This window comes from Bradyrhizobium sp. Pha-3, assembly GCF_042258615.1.
Taxonomy (GTDB): domain Bacteria; phylum Pseudomonadota; class Alphaproteobacteria; order Rhizobiales; family Xanthobacteraceae; genus Bradyrhizobium.
Genome location: NZ_CP170152.1, coordinates 7224062 through 7242195, shown reverse-complemented (window position 1 = coordinate 7242195; position 18134 = coordinate 7224062). Strand labels below are relative to the sequence as shown.

Below are 18134 nucleotides of genomic sequence, written 5' to 3'. Positions count from 1 at the left end.
CCACATCACTTGTCCGTCGCGCGAGCAGGGGCAGCGCAATATCGCCCAAGGGGCGCGTGGTCTCGATCGCGTCAGTCGCCGCCGCGGTCCCCTCGGCCGTGGCGCCGTCGCAGCCATCGTGCTGCGAGATGATCCGATCGCCAACCGAAATATGAGGGCTGACACTGCAAAGCAACTCCCGGGCTTTGGTCGGATCGATCCGGACCTGCTCAAGCAGGGCCGGTTAATCTTGATCGGCTTCCTCAAGCATTTAGACTGGACTGCGGTTCCCGCAACGGTGCCTGCGGCGGGGTAGGTTTCGCCGTGGCCTGTCATGTCGAACATCCTTCGTCGTTGGGAAAATCTCCTCGTCCCACGGCGTCATCGTGAGGCGTTGAGTGTTGATGGGGGCGACCACGCCCTTGCGGGCCCAGAAGCGTCTTCAAGCGAGAACGGGACGATCCCGCAAGTCGGCCTAACTACGCTCGGCCCCGAGCATCGCGCCGGTCCGCAGGTCGATGAAGTGGACACCATCGCAAGCGGCGCAGGTTATCGGGTGCAGGTCGTTGACGCTCAGCTCGGCTGCGTCATCCGGCAGCAGTCCTTGAACCCGGTCGCCGGTACTTGGACAGGAAAAGATGATGGGGCGCCAAGTCTTTCTGTCTGCCATGTGTCTGACCTTGACTGGAAGGCCGTTTCTATCGGTAGCCCGCCGCTGACATATTGATGCAGGTCAAGAAGCAGATGCGTGTCTAGAGCTTCGGACAGCCAGGGGCCCCTGCGAGCGGGACAGGGGACTTGCGGGCAACATGTTCGAACTCGGGTGATTCGCCAGCGCGCGCCTTGGTCCGCGACAGGCCCGCGAGCAGTCGGGTTGATGGAAATCAAAATGCCGGACGCGCGATTGTGTCAATGTTGAAGGCACCGCACGCGCGTCGGGCCATGACAACATGTGTCAATATGCTGCAAGAGCCACGAAGGAGATGATAAATTGATTGCTCGCCTCGCATTGTCGGTGGCCTTCGGCGCTGATCGCGGCCATAGGCCTCGGCGCTGAGGTCCTGAACCTTGGGATTATCGAAGCTTTGGCTGCGACTAGCCTGATCATCGGCTTTGCGGTTGCGGCGGCAGGGTGGACTGTCAGAAGTGGGATGGGGGCGGCTCGCCTCATTCCTCACGATCGCGGGCGCGCAGGTCTCGCCGCCGATAGTGCCCCCGCCGTCCGGCGCTCGCCAGAAGAGCGACACCTTGAGGCGCCATATTGCCGGCGATTGAATATGGGGTCGATGGAGGTCAACAATCGGTATCTCGGATGTGACGGTCCACGCCGCTCTCGACCGTATCGACGAGAAATTCCCGGATCAGCGTCTCAAACTAATCGGTCGAACGCATGAACAGAGCAAAGTCGCTGTTACGGAGCCACGTCAAGCTAGCGATTGCGGATTCTGTAGAAGAATAGGAACGCTTTCGTCGCGCTGCCCAAGCCTCGACGTGGTCTCGACGACAGACAATCTCTTTGCGATGCGGCTTGAGGCAAATCAAATACTTTTCTGGCGCAAATGGCAGAATAGGCATGGCTAAGCCAACCCACAGGAAGAGGGTGTTCATGCCTTCATTTAACGTTCGCTTCATTAAGACCGTTTGCGACGATACCGGCCACCACCATCGTGCCTGCCAGGCAGCGTTCAAGGTTGATGCCGCCTCGCTGAGTGCTGCTGCACAGCAGGCGGAGACCGACTTCTGCAAGCAAAGGGGTGTCCGCGATTGGACCATCTTCGCCGATGCGATGGAGCTTCGAACCCCGCCTGCACTGCCGCCGGCATGGGGTGGCTAGCCTAAGCTCGGCTAGCCAGAGGTCCGCGCATTTCATGACGCACTCAATCTGCGAGTTCAAATGCGATCGCAAAAACATTATTGCGAGCGTTGATTCGAGAGAGAAGCTTTGCGATGCCGTCACCAATTCAGCAGGCGCCCTGTTGTTCGCGGCACCAAGCAGACCTTGCCGGACTTTTGCCGGTCGTTCAGCTGCCTCGCCGCGGCGCTCCGCCGAGCGTCGGTCCGGAAGACGGATCCGGATCAAACGATTTGATCTCACAAACTGGTCTTGTTTGATGCAGTCAAAAACAAATCTGCCTCCGGCAGCTAAGGCTGCCTCGAGGAATATGACACATGGTTAGCCCATCTGCACATATCGGGGGTCCTTGGTGGTTTCCTTGGCGGCTTAGGAATCTGCTTGGCCGGTTGCGAGCGAGCCTGTCTCGGACATCCGAACTGGCTTGCTTGAGCCCGCAAGACGTCGATGCGATCGCGCGTGAGCTCAATCTGTCCACGTCCGCTTTTCGAACGATGGCGCAAAGTCCAGGCTCTCCTGAACTCTTGAGCAAGCGCCTCGCACTTGCGGGTTTTTCCGAGAATGCGCTTGCCGCCCGCCATGGTGACGTATTGCGCGATCTGCAGCGGGTGTGCGGCCTGTGTCGGGCCAAGACCCGCTGCGCCGCCGCCGTCGAAAGACAGAAGCTTGCAAGTCCCCTGAAAGACTGCCCCAACGAGCAAACCTTGCTCGCGCTCGGTCGCGAGATCGATGGGCTCCCGCAGCGCTTTCGCGACTGATCGCGCTCAACCGTTCCCTCACCGGAAATGTGAGTCCCGAGCCATCCCGCTTTCAAATAAGGCCAAGACATGACAAGCCCATCCACTGCCTCGAAATCCACGACGATGGGTGAAGCAGGCCTGATGTCGGTATTCGCTGTTTCTGCCTACGTTTGCTTTTTCGCCGGGGCGATGGGGCACGATTCTGCGTTTACATTCCACGCATTGCTGGCGTCCGCCGCCAGTCTAGCCGCCGCAGCCGTCATCCTCAATCGCTACTATGAACGGCCGGCGCTATTACCGCCGGCGGAGATCAATGGCCGGCCGAACTACAATCTCGGTCCGATCAAATTCGCATCGGTGTTGGCGATGTTCTGGGGCATCGCGGGCTTTTCCATCGGTCTTCTCATCGCGTCACAGCTCGCTTGGCCCGCACTGAATTTTGATCTGCCCTGGACGAGCTTCGGCCGGCTCCGCCCGCTGCACACGTCGGCTGTGATCTTTGCGTTCGGCGGAAACGTGCTTATCGCGACCTCGTTCTACGTGGTGCAGAAGACCTGCCGGACCCGCCTCGCTGGCGATCTTGCGCCGTGGTTTGTGGTGGTTGGCTACAACTTTTTCATTCTGATCGCGGGCACCGGTTATCTTTTCGGCGCCACCCAGTCCAAGGAATACGCCGAGCCAGAGTGGTACGCCGATCTCTGGCTCACCATCGTCTGGATCACGTATCTCATTGTGTTTCTGACGACGCTGATGAAAAGGAAGGAGCCGCATATCTTCGTCGCCAACTGGTTCTATCTGGCCTTTATCGTCACCATTGCGGTGCTCCACGTTGGCAACAATCCCGCATTGCCGGTCTCGGTATTCGGCTCGAAATCCTACATCGCCTGGGGCGGCGTGCAGGATGCCATGTTTCAGTGGTGGTACGGCCACAATGCGGTCGGCTTTTTCCTGACCGCCGGCTTCCTGGCCATCATGTACTACTTCATTCCGAAGAGAGCCGAACGCCCCGTCTATTCCTACCGCCTCTCGATTATCCACTTCTGGGCGTTGATCTTCCTCTACATCTGGGCTGGACCGCACCATTTACACTACACGGCGCTGCCGGACTGGACCCAGACGCTGGGCATGACGTTCTCGATCATGCTGTGGATGCCCTCATGGGGCGGCATGATCAACGGCCTGATGACGCTCTCGGGTGCGTGGGACAAGCTGCGCACAGACCCGGTGCTCCGTATGCTGGTGGTCTCGGTTGCCTTTTACGGCATGGCGACATTTGAGGGCCCCACAATGGCAATCAAGGTCGTCAATTCGCTCAGTCATTACACCGACTGGACGGTCGGCCACGTGCATTCCGGCGCGCTGGGCTGGGTCGGCTTCGTATCATTCGGCGCGCTCTATTGTCTGATTCCCTGGCTTTGGGATCGCCAGCTGTACAGCCTCAAGCTCGTCAACTGGCACTTCTGGATCGCCACGATCGGGATCGTGCTCTACATCTCCGCGATGTGGGTGTCTGGCATCCTGCAGGGGTTGATGTGGCGCGCCTACACTTCCCTTGGTTTCCTCGAGTACTCGTTCATCGAGTCGGTCGAGGCCATGCATCCCTTCTACATCATCCGTGCCGCGGGGGGCGCAATGTTCCTGATCGGCGCGCTGATCATGGCCGCCAATCTCTGGATGACGGTGAATGCAAAGCAAACCGATCAAATCCAGGACGCTGGAGCGCTCCAAGTCGCGGAATAGGTTATCGCATGTCTCTCTGGAACCGACACAAGATCTTTGAGAAGAACTCGATCATCTTGATCGCTGGCATCCTTGTCGTGATAGCGGTCGGCGGCCTGGTCGAGATCACGCCGTTGTTCTACCTCAAGAGCACGATCGAGGCGGTGGACGGCGTGCGGCCGTATACGCCGCTCGAGCTTGCCGGCCGCAACATCTACGTACGCGAGGGGTGCTATCTCTGTCACTCGCAGATGATCCGGCCGTTGCGCGATGAGGTTGAGCGCTACGGACACTACTCGCTGGCCGCTGAAAGCATGTATGATCACCCGTTTCAATGGGGGTCGAAGCGTACCGGCCCGGACCTTGCTCGTGTTGGCGCAAAATATTCCGATGAATGGCACGTCACGCATCTGATCAATCCGCGCGCCATCGTGCCGCAATCGGTGATGCCGGGCTATCCGTCGCTGGCGCACACGGAGGTTGACCTGACTGACATGGTCGCACATCTGCGCACCAATCGGGCGGTTGGCGTCCCCTATACCGAGGACCAGATCAAGAACGCCGTCGCCGACTTGAAGGCGCAGGTCGATCCTGACAGTGCGAACGTCGCGTCGTTCCAGAAGCGCTATCCGAAGGCGGCTGTCCGCAAATTCGACGGCAGGGCTGGCAATCCGACCGAACTCGATGCGCTTGTCGCCTATCTGCAGATGCTCGGCACGCTGATCGATTTCAAGCTGTACGACGAAAAAGCCAATCTGCGCTGAAGGAGTCTGTGATGAAAGCCGTCATTTCGATCGAGAACCTGGCGTCAAGCTTCGTCGTGACCCTCTGGACGCCGTTGTTCGTCGGCATCTTCATCGCCATCGTCGTTTATGCGCTGTGGCCCCGCAACAAGAGGCGTTTTGACTCTGCGGCGCGCTTGCCGTTGCGCCGGGACTGACAGATCATGACCGAGCACAACGACATCGATCGCATCTCCGGCCGTTCCACGACCGGGCACGAATGGGATGGTATAAGGGAGCTGAACACGCCGCTGCCGCGCTGGTGGATTCTGGCCTTCTACGCCACGATTCTTTGGGCGATAGGCTACTGGGTCGTTTATCCCGCCTGGCCGCTTCTCTCAAACTACACAACCGGCGCGTTGCATTATTCGACCCGCGCCAGCGTCGTCAGCGACCTTGCCGGTCTCGAGAAGCTGCGCGGCGAGAAGATGGCTGTGCTTGGCAAGGCGTCTCTGACCGAGATCGAGAACGATCCGACCCTGCTGGCACTGGCCCGCGCTCGTGGCAAGACGGTGTTCGCGGACAATTGCGCGCCATGCCATGGGAGCGGTGCAGCGGGTGCCAAGGGCTATCCGAATCTCAACGACGATGACTGGTTGTGGGGCGGGTCGCTTGACCAGATCCTGCAGACCATCCAGTTCGGCGCACGTTCCGGGCATGCCGAGGCGCACGAAGGACAAATGCTGGCCTTCGGCCGCGACGGCATCCTCAAGATCGGTGAGATCGTCACGGTAGCGAATTACGTGCGGTCGCTGTCCAGCTTGGCAACGGCAGCCAATTTCGATGCTGCGGCCGGCACAAGGATCTTTGCCGAGAATTGTGCGGTCTGCCACGGCGAGAATGCCAAAGGCAATCAGGCACTCGGCGCGCCGAACCTGACTGACGGAATTTGGCTGTACGGCTCGGACGAGGCGACGCTGGTCGAGACCATCAGCTATGGCCGCGCCGGCGTCATGCCAGCTTGGAGCGGGCGCCTCGATCCCATCACAGTCAAGGCACTCGCCGTCTTCGTGCACTCGCTCGGTGGCGGACAATAGGCGAGAAGTGTCGCCAAGCCCAAGGCGCCGTCGACGTGGGTCATCGTCATTCATCTGCGCCAGATGCAAGGTCGGCCATGAAGTCCGCCATGAACAAGACCGTTTCGCAGGATGATCAGCTCATCGAGGAGGACAGACCCCTCTATGTAGCGCATAAGAGGGTCTATCCGCAGAGTGTCCGCGGCACTTTCCGGACGATCAAATGGCGGCTGATGGTGGTGTGTCTGGGCATCTACTATCTGCTGCCGTTCGTGCGTTGGCATCGTGGCTTGGGCGCGCCCGACCAGGCGGTGTTGCTCGATTTGCCGAACCGGCGGTTCTACTTCTTCTTCATCGAACTGTGGCCGCAAGAGCTTTATTATTTCACCGGGTTGCTCGTGCTTGCAGCCATCGCACTGTTCCTGATGAACGCGCTGGGCGGGCGAATTTGGTGCGGATATCTGTGTCCGCAGACGGCGTGGACCGACCTGTTCTATGCGGTAGAGCGTTGGGTTGAGGGCGACCGTCGCGAGCGGCTGAGGGCCGCTGCACGCCCAATGACAATGGGACGCGCGGCAAAGCGCGTGCTGAAGCACGCGGTCTGGTTGATGATCGCTTGGTGGACCGGTGGCGCTTGGGTGCTCTATTTCGCCGACGCGCAGACATTGGTGCGCGATCTGGCGACCTTCCAGGCGCCCGCAATCGCCTATATCTGGATTGGGATCCTGACGGCTTCGACCTATCTGCTGGCCGGCTACATGCGCGAGCAGGTTTGCGTTTATATGTGCCCGTGGCCGCGCATCCAGGCCGCGCTCACCGACGAGTGGGCGCTCAATGTCACTTATAAATACGATCGCGGCGAGCAGCGCTGCTCATTGAAGAAATCACTCGATCTGCGCGCGCGCGGCGAAAGGGTCGGAGACTGCATCGATTGCAGTCAATGCGCGGCTGTCTGCCCGACCGGGATTGATATCCGCAATGGCGCCCAGCTCGGTTGCATCCAGTGCGGGCTGTGCATCGACGCCTGCGATGCCGTCATGAAGAAGGTCGGGCGCAAAACCCGCCTGATCGGTTACGACAACGACATCAATATCCGGCGGCGGATAGACGGCAAGTCGGAGCTCTTCAAGCCGGTACGCCCGCGCACGATCGTCTATGCTTCCTTGATCGCGGTCGTCTGCGCGGTGATGCTTTATGCGCTGTTGTCGAGAACGCTGCTCGATCTCAGCGTCCTGCACGATCGCAATCCCGTGGCTGTCAAGCTCAGCGATGGCTCGATTCGCAACGGTTACACCGTGCGCTTGCTCAACAAGCGCGGCTTCGATCGCGTGGTCGCGATCGACATCGATGGGCCGCCTGAGGCGTCCGTCCACGTCGTCGGCGTCGATTCGGTGACGGTGGATCGACCAATGATCGTCTTGGCTCGCGATGCCACGACAGAGCTGCGTGTGCTGGTGACGGCGCCGGACAACGACAAGTCGGAACGGTCGATGCTGGTGAGGTTTCGGGTCACCGATATTGGCCTCGGCGAGGTCGCTTCCGCAACAGATCATTTCGTCCTCCCCTAACGACCACAGACGGGATCTCATCATGACCGCATCAGCGCCAGGCGCGCGGCCCATCACCGGACGCTGCGTCCTGATCGTCATTCTCGTCTTCTTTTCGGTCGTGATCGGCGCCAATCTGGTAATGATGCGCTTTGCCATCACGACGCTGCCGGGGACAGAGGTCGACAGCGCCTATAGCGCGAGCCTCGCCTATCAGCGTGAGATCATCGCAGCACGGCAGCAGAACGAGCGAAACTGGCAGGTGCGGGTACATATCCACCGGCAGTCCGATGGCCGAGCTGTGCTTGCGATCGAGGCGCGCGACCGCGCAGGCGCGCCTCTTGCCGGAATGGGTTTCGTGGCCCGGCTCGAGCGACCGGTTGACCGTCGAGCCGATCGGACGATTGATGTCTCGGAGGCTCATGCTGGAACCTACCGCGGCAGCGCCGAGGGCGTCGCTGTCGGGCAGTGGGATCTCGTGATCGAGGGCGACGCCGATGGCCGCCGCATGTTTCTGTCGAAAAACCGCATCGTCCTGAACTGAGAGTACATGCACATGCAGGCGGACATCGATTTTTCTCACTATCTGAAGAGGACAGGCGCGGGCCTCTTTCAACTCGACCTCGCAGTGGAGGGCATCAATTGCGCGAGTTGCATGAGCAAGATCGAGCGCAATCTGTCGAGCATTCCGGACGTGACCTCGGCACGCGTGAACCTCACCGATCACCGGCTGGCGCTCGAATGGAAGGCAGGACCGCTCGATCCGGCCCTATTTGTCAAGCGGCTCGCCGAATTAGGCTATCGGGCATATCCCTTCCAGCGGAATAATGCGGAGACGCTGGAGGCGGAGCGGGCGCGGAGCTTGCTGCGGCGGCTGGGCGTTGCCGCGTTTGCCGCGATGAATGTGATGATGCTGTCGATCCCGGTATGGTCCGGCAATGTCTCGGACATGCTGCCGGAGCAGCGCGACTTCTTTCACTGGCTCTCCGCGCTGATCATACTGCCGGCCACGGCTTACTCCGCGCAACCGTTCTTCTCTTCGGCTTTTGCCGCGCTGCGGGCGCGCAGAGCCAATATGGACGTGCCGATCAGCATCGGCATCTTGCTGGCGTTGGCGACTTCGCTGATCGAGACTATCGGTCATGCCGAGCACACCTATTTCGATGCGGCGATCATGTTGATCGCCTTCCTGCTCGCGGGCCGCTATCTCGACCAGAACATGAGGCGGCGCACCCGCGCCTTCGCCAGCAACCTTGCCGCGCTCAAGGCGGAGACGGCCGTGAAGTTCATAAGCCCGACCGAGATCAGAACCGTTCCGGCAGCAGCGATCAAACCGGGGGATATCGTGCTGCTGCGGCCCGGCGAATGCTGTACCGTCGACGGCAACGTGATCGAGGGACGTTCCGAGGTCGATCAAAGCCTCATTACCGGCGAGACCTTGCCGGCGATCGCGACGCCTGGCAGCGCGGTGTTCGCCGGCACATTGGTACAATCCGGCACCCTACGCGTCCGCGCGTCGGGGGCTTCAGGCGACACACTGCTTGCCGAGATTTCCAGGCTGCTTGATCATGCCCTGCAAGCTCGCTCGCGCTATCTGCGCCTCGCCGAGCGCGCGTCGCGGCTCTATGCACCGATCGTTCACGCAACTGCCTTCCTGACGATGCTGGGCTGGCTTGCCTCTGGCGCCACGCTCCATGATTCGGTCGTCACGGCGATCGCGGTCCTGATCATCACCTGCCCTTGCGCGCTGGGTCTGGCGATACCTGCGGTGCAGACCGTGGCCTCCGGTGCACTGTTTCGTTCCGGCGTGCTGCTCAATGCCGGGGATGCGATCGAGCGCATTGCCGAGGTGGACCGGGTGATCTTCGACAAGACCGGCACGCTGACGCTGCCTGAGCTCGATGTCGCCAATCTCGCCAGCATTCCCGACGATGTCGTCAAATTGGCAGGCCGGCTGGCGCTGTCGAGCCGCCATCCGATCGCCGCCGCCGTGGCGCGAGCTGCCGGCGCAAGCGAGCCGCTGGCCGATATCGAAGAGGAGCCGGGGCGAGGCGTCCAAGGTTACTATAAGGGGGCGCCGATCCGGCTTGGCCGCCCCTCGTTCTGCGGTGCTGACATGCTCACCGACGAGATCCTGTGCCGCGATCCTGAGGCCTCCGTCGTAGCGTTCAGCCACGGTGACGCCAAGCATGTCTTTGCTGTCCGGCAACGGATGCGGCCAGATGCAGCCGAGGTGGTCGCAGGCCTCGCACGCCTTGGCATCATGGTGGAGATCGTTTCCGGCGATCGCGAGCCAGCAGTCCGCCGGGCGGCCGAGACGCTCGGCATTCGTAAGTGGCGCGCTAACGTCTCGCCGGTGGACAAGGTCGCCCGGGTCGAAAGTCTGACGAGCCAGAGCTACAAGGTGTTGATGGTCGGTGACGGTTTGAATGACGCGCCCGCGCTCGCAGCGGCCCATGCCTCGATGTCGCCTGTCACTGCGACCCATATGAGCCAGGCGGTCGCTGATGCGGTCTTCCTCGGTGAGCGTCTCGGGCCTGTGATGACGGCCGTCAGGGGCTCGCGCAGGGCGCTGCTTCTGATGCGGCAGAATCTCTGGCTCGCTGTCGTCTACAACGTCCTGGCCGTGCCCGTCGCGATCGCCGGCCTGGCGACGCCGCTGATTGCCGCCGCGGCAATGTCAGCTTCGTCCGTGCTGGTCATGCTCAATGCGTTGCGGGCGCGAAGGAGGGAGACAATCTGATGGAAGTCCTGGTCTATCTGGTTCCGCTCGCCCTTGCGCTCGGCTTGGTCGGCCTGCTCGGCTTCCTGTGGTCGCTCAAGAGTGGCCAGTATGACGATCTCGATGGCGCGGCCTGGCGCGCCATCGCCGATGACGAGTCGAACGGGCCGTCGGCGCCTGGTCCAACTAGTGCAAATGGACCGGCGCGATTGTAGACGCGGTGGTCAACGCTGTGCAGGCGAGTGCTAGCTTGGGTGGCCAGTCGGTCCACCGCCGCAACTGCGGGCAACGCGAAACGCAAAATCAAGGTTCAGCCGGACGATCGGTGAGGGGGGCTCGATGCATACCGCAGGTCGCTTCGGATCGGTACGGCTAAGAATCGTATGATGGGACTGATATGGCTCAGTGAGAAATTCATCGCGGCGCAACAGCTCCGATCGAGGACTATCGAGCTTCAGCGTCTGCAGTCTGGGCGAAACATGCATAGATCACATAGGAGGCGATTTGGACCAAGAGCGCGCCATCAAGTCTGATGCGTTGACGCCGGCCGAAGCCTCTCTCTCTATCTATCCATCTATCTCTAAGATCAGCCGAACCCTGAAAACCACAATGTTTTGCCGTTCTCAGTCAGTCCTCCGTCGAAAGACGTGAAAACTGTCGTACGACCACACGCTTCCGCTCCGATACATTGAGACCGGGCGACGGGCACAAAGACGAGATCCGATCTGGTTTTCTCGCCCAGCCCAAAGGAGGCTCCAATAGTCTAGACGACGCGGCGCGCCAAGCGTGGTCAGAGCGACATAGTGAGAGATCGCCACGACGTCTCACAGAGATTCGATGGCTGATCCCTCCAAGCTTAACTCGAATCTCGAGCATGCCCGATTTGGAGTTTGTTCCGGCTAATCGCAGTTCGCTTGCTCATCTCTTTCACAGATATGTTATCACCTAATGATTAGCTTCGAATAAGCATGTCTCGATTAGGGGCTCCGTTCGCTTATTCATGGCGAAGCCACTCGACCCGCACCCGCACGTAATTTACGATCCGGCATCCGCCATGAGTACCCAAGCTCTTGCCTTCCAAACACATGGCTGAGCTTGCAGGTTGCGCGAGTTCCTATGATTGCCTGTTTTTTGCGGTCGTCGCTGCGAAAAAACTATGTTACAAGCCGCTCCTCTCAAAAGGAGCATCATTGTGAAAAAAGCAACCAAGAAACGCGGTAAGCGGCGCGAGTGGACCAAGGCAGATATCAAAGATCTCAAGGTCCATTCGAAGGCTCGGACCCCGGTCATAAAAATAGCAAAAATGACCAAGCGTACTGTCGGTGCGCTGCGCCAGAAGGCCTTGCATCTCGGTATCGGGCTCGGACATCAGCGGTAGCTTACTAAGCAGTGCTGGTAACTGGTACTGTAGGGCGGCTCGCGGGCCGCCCTTTATGCCCTGTGGTATTGTATCGCAAATTCGTCTTGGGAATTGCGGTAAATGGTCTGCGGATCCGAATCCTGCGTGGCCCTGCGTAGGCTGCTGTTGGAGCGCAGTGATTTCCGATCCCGATAACCCGGTCAGGCAATCAACTACGAGCGCCCAAGCTGATTTCCGATCGATTTCATCGCCACCATTCTCCTCATGCAAATACCGAGAACGCAGCATGGTCGGCGCGATATAATGTGGGGCGTCGAATCTCGTCAGTGAGTCACATCGCCCGAAGATCATGGTAGGCTTAGGGGGTCTGCGGGCGCTGCCGAGCCTGTTGGTTGGCTCGAGCTCCGCAATGATACGGCGCGCTCAGCAGCAATAGAAAAAGCGCTCTGTTGGCTTGATACCTGGCGGCGGAGCGGCTACGCCCTGAACCCGTCATCAGCTGCGTGCCTTCGGCGTTGTGAACGGACCACAACCACCTTCGCCCGCGCTGCTTCAAGAAAAAGTCGAAGGCTGGAAGTCTCGACATGGCTAGCCAGCGTCATTTCTGACGGTCGTGCGTTTGGTCCTCAGAACGCCAGAGCGGCTCTCATGGCGGGCCTTCTCCAGACGATGCCTCACTGCTGCGAGCTTGGTAATGAACTCGCTTGACCCGTTAACCCCGAATTCATCAAAAGCGAGCTCATCGAGTGCTTCCTGTCGTGGCGCCAAAGTTGAGAGATGTTTGCGGGTTTTTGCCGTCAGCGACATCTGCACGACCCGCGCATCGCTTGCGGAAGACTTGCGGCGTAGAAACCCATTTTTCTCTAGCAGCTTTGACTGGGTCGTGACGAAGGAAGCATCGACGTGCATCAACTTTGACACCTCGTTGACAGCGACACCGTTTTTCCTGTCCAAATAGGCCACTGCCATCAGGATCATCCACTGTGGCCCAGTGATGCCAAGCACATCGGCTCGGAATTTGGCAAGCTCTTCGAGATAGGCGCTGATCGATCTGATCTCCCACATGAACGGCCGGACCATCTCCTGTCCGTCAGGTGAGATACTGCCAAGCGCGCTTGCTGCACCAGGTAAATCCGGCGGCATCGTAGGTCGGGTTCCATCCTTTACCGGCTTCCCTTAGCGCGAATTGGAAGCAGGAACAACGCCGCAAGAGTAGGCAAATCAAATACTTGGTCCAGTTCGGACGGAAGTGGAGCTTGCCGATAATACTGGCGCCGGAGCTGCTCTGGGCGTACGGCGCTCATTGTCTTGACGGACCAGCGGCGGCATTCACAGGCAGCAGCTCGCGTCGGGATCCAACCCGCGCGCAGGTCAGATCGATACGCCCTGACCAAGGTGAGATGTCCGCGACTTTGGTCTGCTCCTTGGCCCGCTCGTCGACCGATCCGCTCTTTTGCCGAATGTCTCTCGTGTATGCCGAGCATCAGGCAGGTGCATGTCGCATTTGTCGTTTTCAGTGCCGCAGCAAACGGCATCGTGCCGGCTCGACAGAACAACGTCCCATGCGCCGTGCGCAATTAGCGGACGGGAGGTAGCCGAACTCTATCGTCAGATATTTCGAAGCTTGGTGCGATTTGCGCAGTAGCAAGGCAGCAGCATTGTCCGGCTCATCTCCTGCACGGTGAGCCAGTCCACGCTAGCCGGAGGTTTGAGAGGACTTCTGCTCCGCGTCTGACATCTCCATGGTGCTACGGCAGGCCCAAAAGCTATTGGCTACCAACCTTGAGGAGAATTTGCGGCCTGCGAATTCAATGGAAGCTCCGTTGCAACAGGCGCCGTTCAGAAGCTGATCGAGCTGCGGGCTTGATGCCATTTCGGAATCGCGACGCGGTGGTCGCGATGTTGTGAGGCGAGGTCTGGCGGCTTGAGCAGGTCCTCAATTTGTTTTAGGGTGATCTGGATGCTTGCGATCAAAACACGCTGGCTGATTTAGCCAACATTCTTCAGAGCGCAACGAGCCGGTCTGCGCACCGATAACGTGGCGCAGGCTGGTCGTACCAGCCGTAGAATGCGATCGGCTGTCGGGTGTGCATGTCTGCTGCCTAACGGGCACTTGACCTAATGGACGAGCCATGCGCTCTGGCGAGCGCGTTTCCGCCGCGGGGATTTCTCATCTGGGCCGGAGCCGTAGAACGGCGAAGAACAGAGATCCTGCATCGAAAAGAACATATGCTGCCAATACATCTGCACCGTCTCGAAGCTGAATCGATTGAAATCATGCGTGACGTGGTCGCCGAGTTCAAAAGGCCGGTCATGCTTTACTCGATCGGAAAGGACTCGAGCGTGATGCTGCACATTGCGATCAAGGCCTTCTACCCCGCAAAGTTGCCCTTCCCCCTGCTTCACGTCGACACGACCTGGAAGTTCCGCGAGATGATCAGCTTCCGGGATGCGACGGCCAAGCGGCTCGGCCTCGACCTGATCGTCCATGTAAACAAGGAGGGCATCGAGCGGGGGATCAACCCGATCGACTCAGGCTCTGCTCTTCATACCCAGGTGATGAAGACAGACGCCCTGAAGCAGGCGCTCGACCTCTACGAATTTGATGCCGCCTTTGGCGGAGCCCGACGTGATGAGGAAAAGAGCCGCGCAAAAGAACGGATACTCTCGTTCCGTTCAGCCGGGCACACATGGGACCCCCGTAACCAGCGGCCTGAGCTCTGGAACCTGTTCAACACACGGATCCGCCAGGGTGAAACCATGCGCGTGTTTGCAATGTCGAACTGGACTGAGCTCGACGTGTGGGAATACATCATGCTCGAGAAGATCCCGGTCGTCCCGCTCTACTTCGCACAGCAAAGACCGATAGTGCGTCGAAATGGCGCGACGATCATGATCGACGACAAGCGATTGCCGCTTAACTCCGGCGAGACGCCGGACATGCGGATGATCCGTTTCCGCACGTTGGGATGTTATCCTTTGAGCGGGGCTATTGAGTCCAGTGCGACGACGATAGAAGACATCGTCGCAGAAATGCAGACTGCGACGGTATCTGAGCGCCAGGGGCGTTTGATTGATGGCGATGAATCCGCTTCCATGGAGAAGAAGAAGCGGGAAGGCTACTTTTGATGCTTTCCAAGCCGACAACGGAACCTGCCCAGGCCAAGCCAAAAGATCAACTGCGATTCATCACATGCGGCTCGGTGGACGACGGGAAATCGACGCTGATCGGCCGGCTGCTGCACGACAGCAAGATGATTTACAAGGATCAGCTTACGGCGCTTGAACGCGACAGTGCCAAGTACGGTACCACCGGCGGTGAGATCGATTTCGCGCTGCTCGTCGACGGGCTTGAAGCCGAACGGGAGCAAGGCATCACGATCGATGTGGCCTACCGCTTCTTTGCGACCGAACGACGCTCGTTCATGGTGGCCGATACGCCCGGCCACGAGCAGTACACCCGCAACATGGCAACCGGCGCTTCGAACGCCCAGCTCGCCATCATTTTGATCGACGCCCGCAAGGGCGTGCTGGTCCAAACCAAGCGCCACTCGTTCATCTGTTCGCTACTTGGTATTCGCCACCTCGTCCTGGCAGTGAACAAGATCGACCTCGTCAAGTATAACAAAGAGATCTTTGATCGAATTTTCGCTGACTATGTGGCCTTTGCTGCCGGTCTCGGCTTCACCTCGATCGTTCCGATCCCGATCTCTGCCCGCTATGGCGACAATGTCGTCAATTGTTCCGGCAACACTCACTGGTATGATGGTCCCTGCCTGCTCGGCCACCTGGAGAGCATTGATATCCGGTCCGACAGCGCGAGCCAGGCTTTCCGTTTTCCGGTCCAGTGGGTGAACCGGCCGAACCTGGATTTCCGCGGTTATGCCGGGTCCGTAGCTTCGGGGAGCATCTCGGTGGGAGACGACATCGTTGTCGCAGCGTCTGGACGGACCGCGCGCATCAGGCGGATCTTGACTCAGGCCGGCGATCTACCCTGCGCTGAGGCCGGTGATGCCATCACGATTACTCTTGAAGACGAGATCGATATCGGCCGTGGCGATCTCCTGGCACGTCCGACCGAGCGGCCGGAGCTCGCCGACAGGTTCGCCGCTCATCTGATCTGGATGGATAAGGATCCGCTCGTTGTCGCACGCAATTACATCCTGCGCATTGGGTCGCAGACCACAGCCGGCAGCATTACTGCAATCAAACATCGGATCGACGTCAACACACGTGAGCACCTGACGGCCAGGACGCTTAACCTCAACGAGATCGGCTTCTGCAATGTCTCAACCGCGCTGCCCGCGGCGTTCGATCCTTACGAGGTCAATCGCAAGACCGGATCATTTATCGTCATCGACCGTCATACCAATCGTACGGTTGCGGCCGGCATGATCGCATGTCCACTGCGGCGGGCTGCCAACATCGCTTGGCAACCCGTTGCGGTGGGAAGGAAGGAGCGGGCCGCCATCAAGAACCAGAAGCCTTGCATCATCTGGTTCACCGGCCTGTCCGGCGCGGGAAAGTCGACGATTGCCAACATCGTCGATCAAAAGCTGTTTGCAATGTCGCGGCATGCCATGCTGCTGGATGGAGATAACCTCCGGCACGGGTTAAATGCCGACCTCGGCTTCTCCGAGGCCGACCGCGCGGAAAACATTCGGCGTGTCGGGGAAGTTGCCAAGTTGATAGCGGACGGCGGCTTGATCGTGATCTGCTCATTCATCTCGCCCTATAAGGCCGAACGAGACATGGTGCGCAGCCTCGTTAGCAAGGAGGAGTTCATTGAAGTCTTTGTCGACACGCCGATCGAAGAATGCGCGCGGCGCGATCCCAAAGGTCTCTATTCAAAGGTGAAGTCCGGTCAGATCGCGAACTTCACCGGCATCGATGCGTCCTACGAAGCACCGATAAGACCCGAAATTCATCTCAGGACCATGGAGAAGACGCCTGAGCAATTGGCGGAAGCTGTGGTCGATGTCTTGATGGCGCGCGCAATCCTTGACGGTTAGTAGCCTCGAACCTGTCGCCTCGCGGCGCGGCATCGATTTGCAGGAAACCCTCGCCAGCCTGCTGGCCCGGCCCAGGCGACTCGGGTTAAGCAGGGGCATCGATCCGAATCATCGCTCTAAGGGGATAAGATGGTCGCACCCACTCGACGATTGCCAGCCTCTGGTTATGTGCTCGAAGTCGACGGTCAATTCAAAACCGAATTCACGACCAGAGATGGAGCTTGGGCAGGAGCCGAGGAGCTCAAGAAGCGGCGTCCCATGCTCCAGGTCAGAGTCTACGACGCTATGACAAAGGCCAGCGAGGAAGTCCGACTTCCAGTTGTTTGAGTTTTCGCTAGCGCTTTTGCTGCGCGTGTGGCTAGCGCCACTTTCCGAGCTTTCGTGAAACCGAGCCGCTCGGCGTCTCCGCCATCCGGCTTCGATCTCTCTTCGATCTCTCGGGCACAATGAGGGTATCCTCGCTCCTCCGGGCGCCTGGTCGCACCCGGGTAGCGGTGCGCAATGCCGACCAGCGACAGATAGGGCCGGCCTCATCGAAGCCGGCGCAGCGGCGCTTTGCGATGTCGCGGCAGATCTTGTGGGACACTCGCCGCGCATTGTTTGCGCAATCGCGGCATTGCTGTCTTGCGAGAAGGCACTCCGCGTCCATCCCCGTTGTGACGACCGCCCAAACGATAACACGCCCAGACAGATCCGGCCGGCATTGATCGCCCGAGAGGTGGATATAGAGGGACGCATCACTGGCGCGTAGGATTCCGGCGCCTTCGAGCCGCTAGTGCGGCGGGCGAGGGTATCGAGACCGAGCGCTCGCTCTGACCCGCAGCTCTGAAAATGCCAATCGCTGCGGCGCATTGCGTAAACCATCTTGCTGCGCTGCAGCCATGCTGATGGTCTGCCGACCGGGGGCATGCACTTCCGGGGCCCCGGCATCCAGGAAAATCGTGCCGACGAGGCGAAGAAACTCGGTATCCCGGTCTGCAGTTTTGGCAAGGATCGCGCGTGAAGCGAGAGGGGCAGGCCAACCTCACGTGCCGGCGTGCGGCTCGCAGGACGAATGTCCAAGATCCTAACGTTGAGCGACGAAAACTCTCAGCCAGCTTGCCGCCGATCACTACGCTCAGCGCCGATTTCGGCCTATCGCCCCTGGTGGAGGTGCGCGTCAGGAAAAATTCACGCGAGAAACTCGCAGAGAGGGTTGAAACGCACCTAACGTCAAGTTGTACGATCTTGAAATAGGCGACGTTAAATTCTCCAGCGAGTGACGGTGTCCGAATGTCTCAAGTCTCAAGTCTCAAGTCTCAAGCTCACGCAGGATGAGTCCTGTTACCAACAACACTCATAAAGTGCGCCATGCGCGCAGCTGTATCCACACGCAATGGCGCGACGTGCAGCTTTGTCTGAACTT

15 protein-coding genes are annotated in these 18134 nt (G+C 59.5%); 14 read left to right on the top strand and 1 reads right to left on the bottom strand.

The features are described from left to right. Window positions 1-313: 313 nt before the first annotated feature. The 12 genes from ACE10Z_RS34015 to ACE10Z_RS33960 all read left to right on the top strand — a co-directional run bounded on the left by ACE10Z_RS34015 (window position 314) and on the right by ACE10Z_RS33960 (window position 11735). Window positions 314-706: a hypothetical protein gene (locus tag ACE10Z_RS34015; protein WP_375784697.1), complete on the top strand. Its 393-nt coding sequence runs from the start codon at window positions 314-316 to the stop codon at window positions 704-706. Window positions 707-1552: 846 nt separating this feature from the next. After that, a complete protein-coding gene (locus ACE10Z_RS34010) occupies window positions 1553-1813 on the top strand; it encodes a hypothetical protein (RefSeq protein ID WP_375784696.1) in 261 nt (86 codons plus the stop codon). A gap of 446 nt (window positions 1814-2259) precedes the next feature. Further along, window positions 2260-2589 carry a hypothetical protein gene (locus ACE10Z_RS34005; RefSeq protein ID WP_375784695.1) on the top strand — a complete coding sequence of 110 codons (330 nt, stop codon included), beginning with the start codon at window positions 2260-2262 and terminating at the stop codon, window positions 2587-2589. A gap of 69 nt (window positions 2590-2658) precedes the next feature. Beyond that, window positions 2659-4311 (top strand): cytochrome-c oxidase, cbb3-type subunit I, encoded by a 1653-nt coding sequence (gene ccoN, locus ACE10Z_RS34000; protein WP_375784694.1) that lies wholly within the window; start codon window positions 2659-2661, stop codon window positions 4309-4311. A gap of 8 nt (window positions 4312-4319) precedes the next feature. Further along, entirely contained in the window at window positions 4320-5054 is a 735-nt protein-coding gene (gene ccoO / locus ACE10Z_RS33995; protein WP_375784693.1) for a cytochrome-c oxidase, cbb3-type subunit II, read from the top strand. Between the two features lie 11 nt (window positions 5055-5065). Next, window positions 5066-5230 carry a cbb3-type cytochrome c oxidase subunit 3 gene (locus ACE10Z_RS33990; protein ID WP_375784692.1) on the top strand — a complete coding sequence of 55 codons (165 nt, stop codon included), beginning with the start codon at window positions 5066-5068 and terminating at the stop codon, window positions 5228-5230. A 6-nt stretch (window positions 5231-5236) separates the two neighbouring features. After that, window positions 5237-6109, top strand: a complete 873-nt coding sequence (gene ccoP, locus ACE10Z_RS33985) for a cytochrome-c oxidase, cbb3-type subunit III (protein ID WP_375784691.1) — start codon at window positions 5237-5239, stop codon at window positions 6107-6109. 89 nt (window positions 6110-6198) lie between these two features. Next, window positions 6199-7656 (top strand): cytochrome c oxidase accessory protein CcoG, encoded by a 1458-nt coding sequence (gene ccoG, locus ACE10Z_RS33980; protein ID WP_375784690.1) that lies wholly within the window; start codon window positions 6199-6201, stop codon window positions 7654-7656. Between the two features lie 22 nt (window positions 7657-7678). Beyond that, window positions 7679-8179 (top strand): FixH family protein, encoded by a 501-nt coding sequence (locus ACE10Z_RS33975; RefSeq protein WP_375784689.1) that lies wholly within the window; start codon window positions 7679-7681, stop codon window positions 8177-8179. 12 nt (window positions 8180-8191) lie between these two features. Then, window positions 8192-10378: a heavy metal translocating P-type ATPase gene (locus tag ACE10Z_RS33970; protein ID WP_375789984.1), complete on the top strand. Its 2187-nt coding sequence runs from the start codon at window positions 8192-8194 to the stop codon at window positions 10376-10378. Further along, window positions 10378-10572: a cbb3-type cytochrome oxidase assembly protein CcoS gene (gene ccoS, locus ACE10Z_RS33965; protein WP_375784688.1), complete on the top strand. Its 195-nt coding sequence runs from the start codon at window positions 10378-10380 to the stop codon at window positions 10570-10572. Before ACE10Z_RS33970 ends, ccoS begins: the two co-directional genes overlap by 1 nt. Window positions 10573-11549: 977 nt before the next feature. Further along, complete coding sequence (locus tag ACE10Z_RS33960) at window positions 11550-11735, top strand: hypothetical protein (RefSeq protein WP_375784687.1); 186 nt, start codon at window positions 11550-11552, stop codon at window positions 11733-11735. Window positions 11736-12305: 570 nt separating this feature from the next. Here ACE10Z_RS33960 and ACE10Z_RS33955 read toward each other — a convergent pair. Further along, the gene (locus tag ACE10Z_RS33955; RefSeq protein WP_375784686.1) at window positions 12306-12860 is read right to left on the bottom strand and encodes a MarR family winged helix-turn-helix transcriptional regulator; all 555 of its coding nucleotides are present in this window, start codon (window positions 12858-12860) and stop codon (window positions 12306-12308) included. Between the two features lie 1086 nt (window positions 12861-13946). Between ACE10Z_RS33955 and cysD the strand changes: the two genes are divergently transcribed. Together cysD and cysN are read left to right on the top strand one after the other, a co-directional pair. After that, window positions 13947-14846 (top strand): sulfate adenylyltransferase subunit CysD, encoded by a 900-nt coding sequence (gene cysD / locus ACE10Z_RS33950; RefSeq protein WP_375789983.1) that lies wholly within the window; start codon window positions 13947-13949, stop codon window positions 14844-14846. Further along, entirely contained in the window at window positions 14846-16729 is a 1884-nt protein-coding gene (cysN, locus tag ACE10Z_RS33945) for a sulfate adenylyltransferase subunit CysN (protein WP_375784685.1), read from the top strand. Before cysD ends, cysN begins: the two co-directional genes overlap by 1 nt. Window positions 16730-18134 lie beyond the last annotated feature (1405 nt).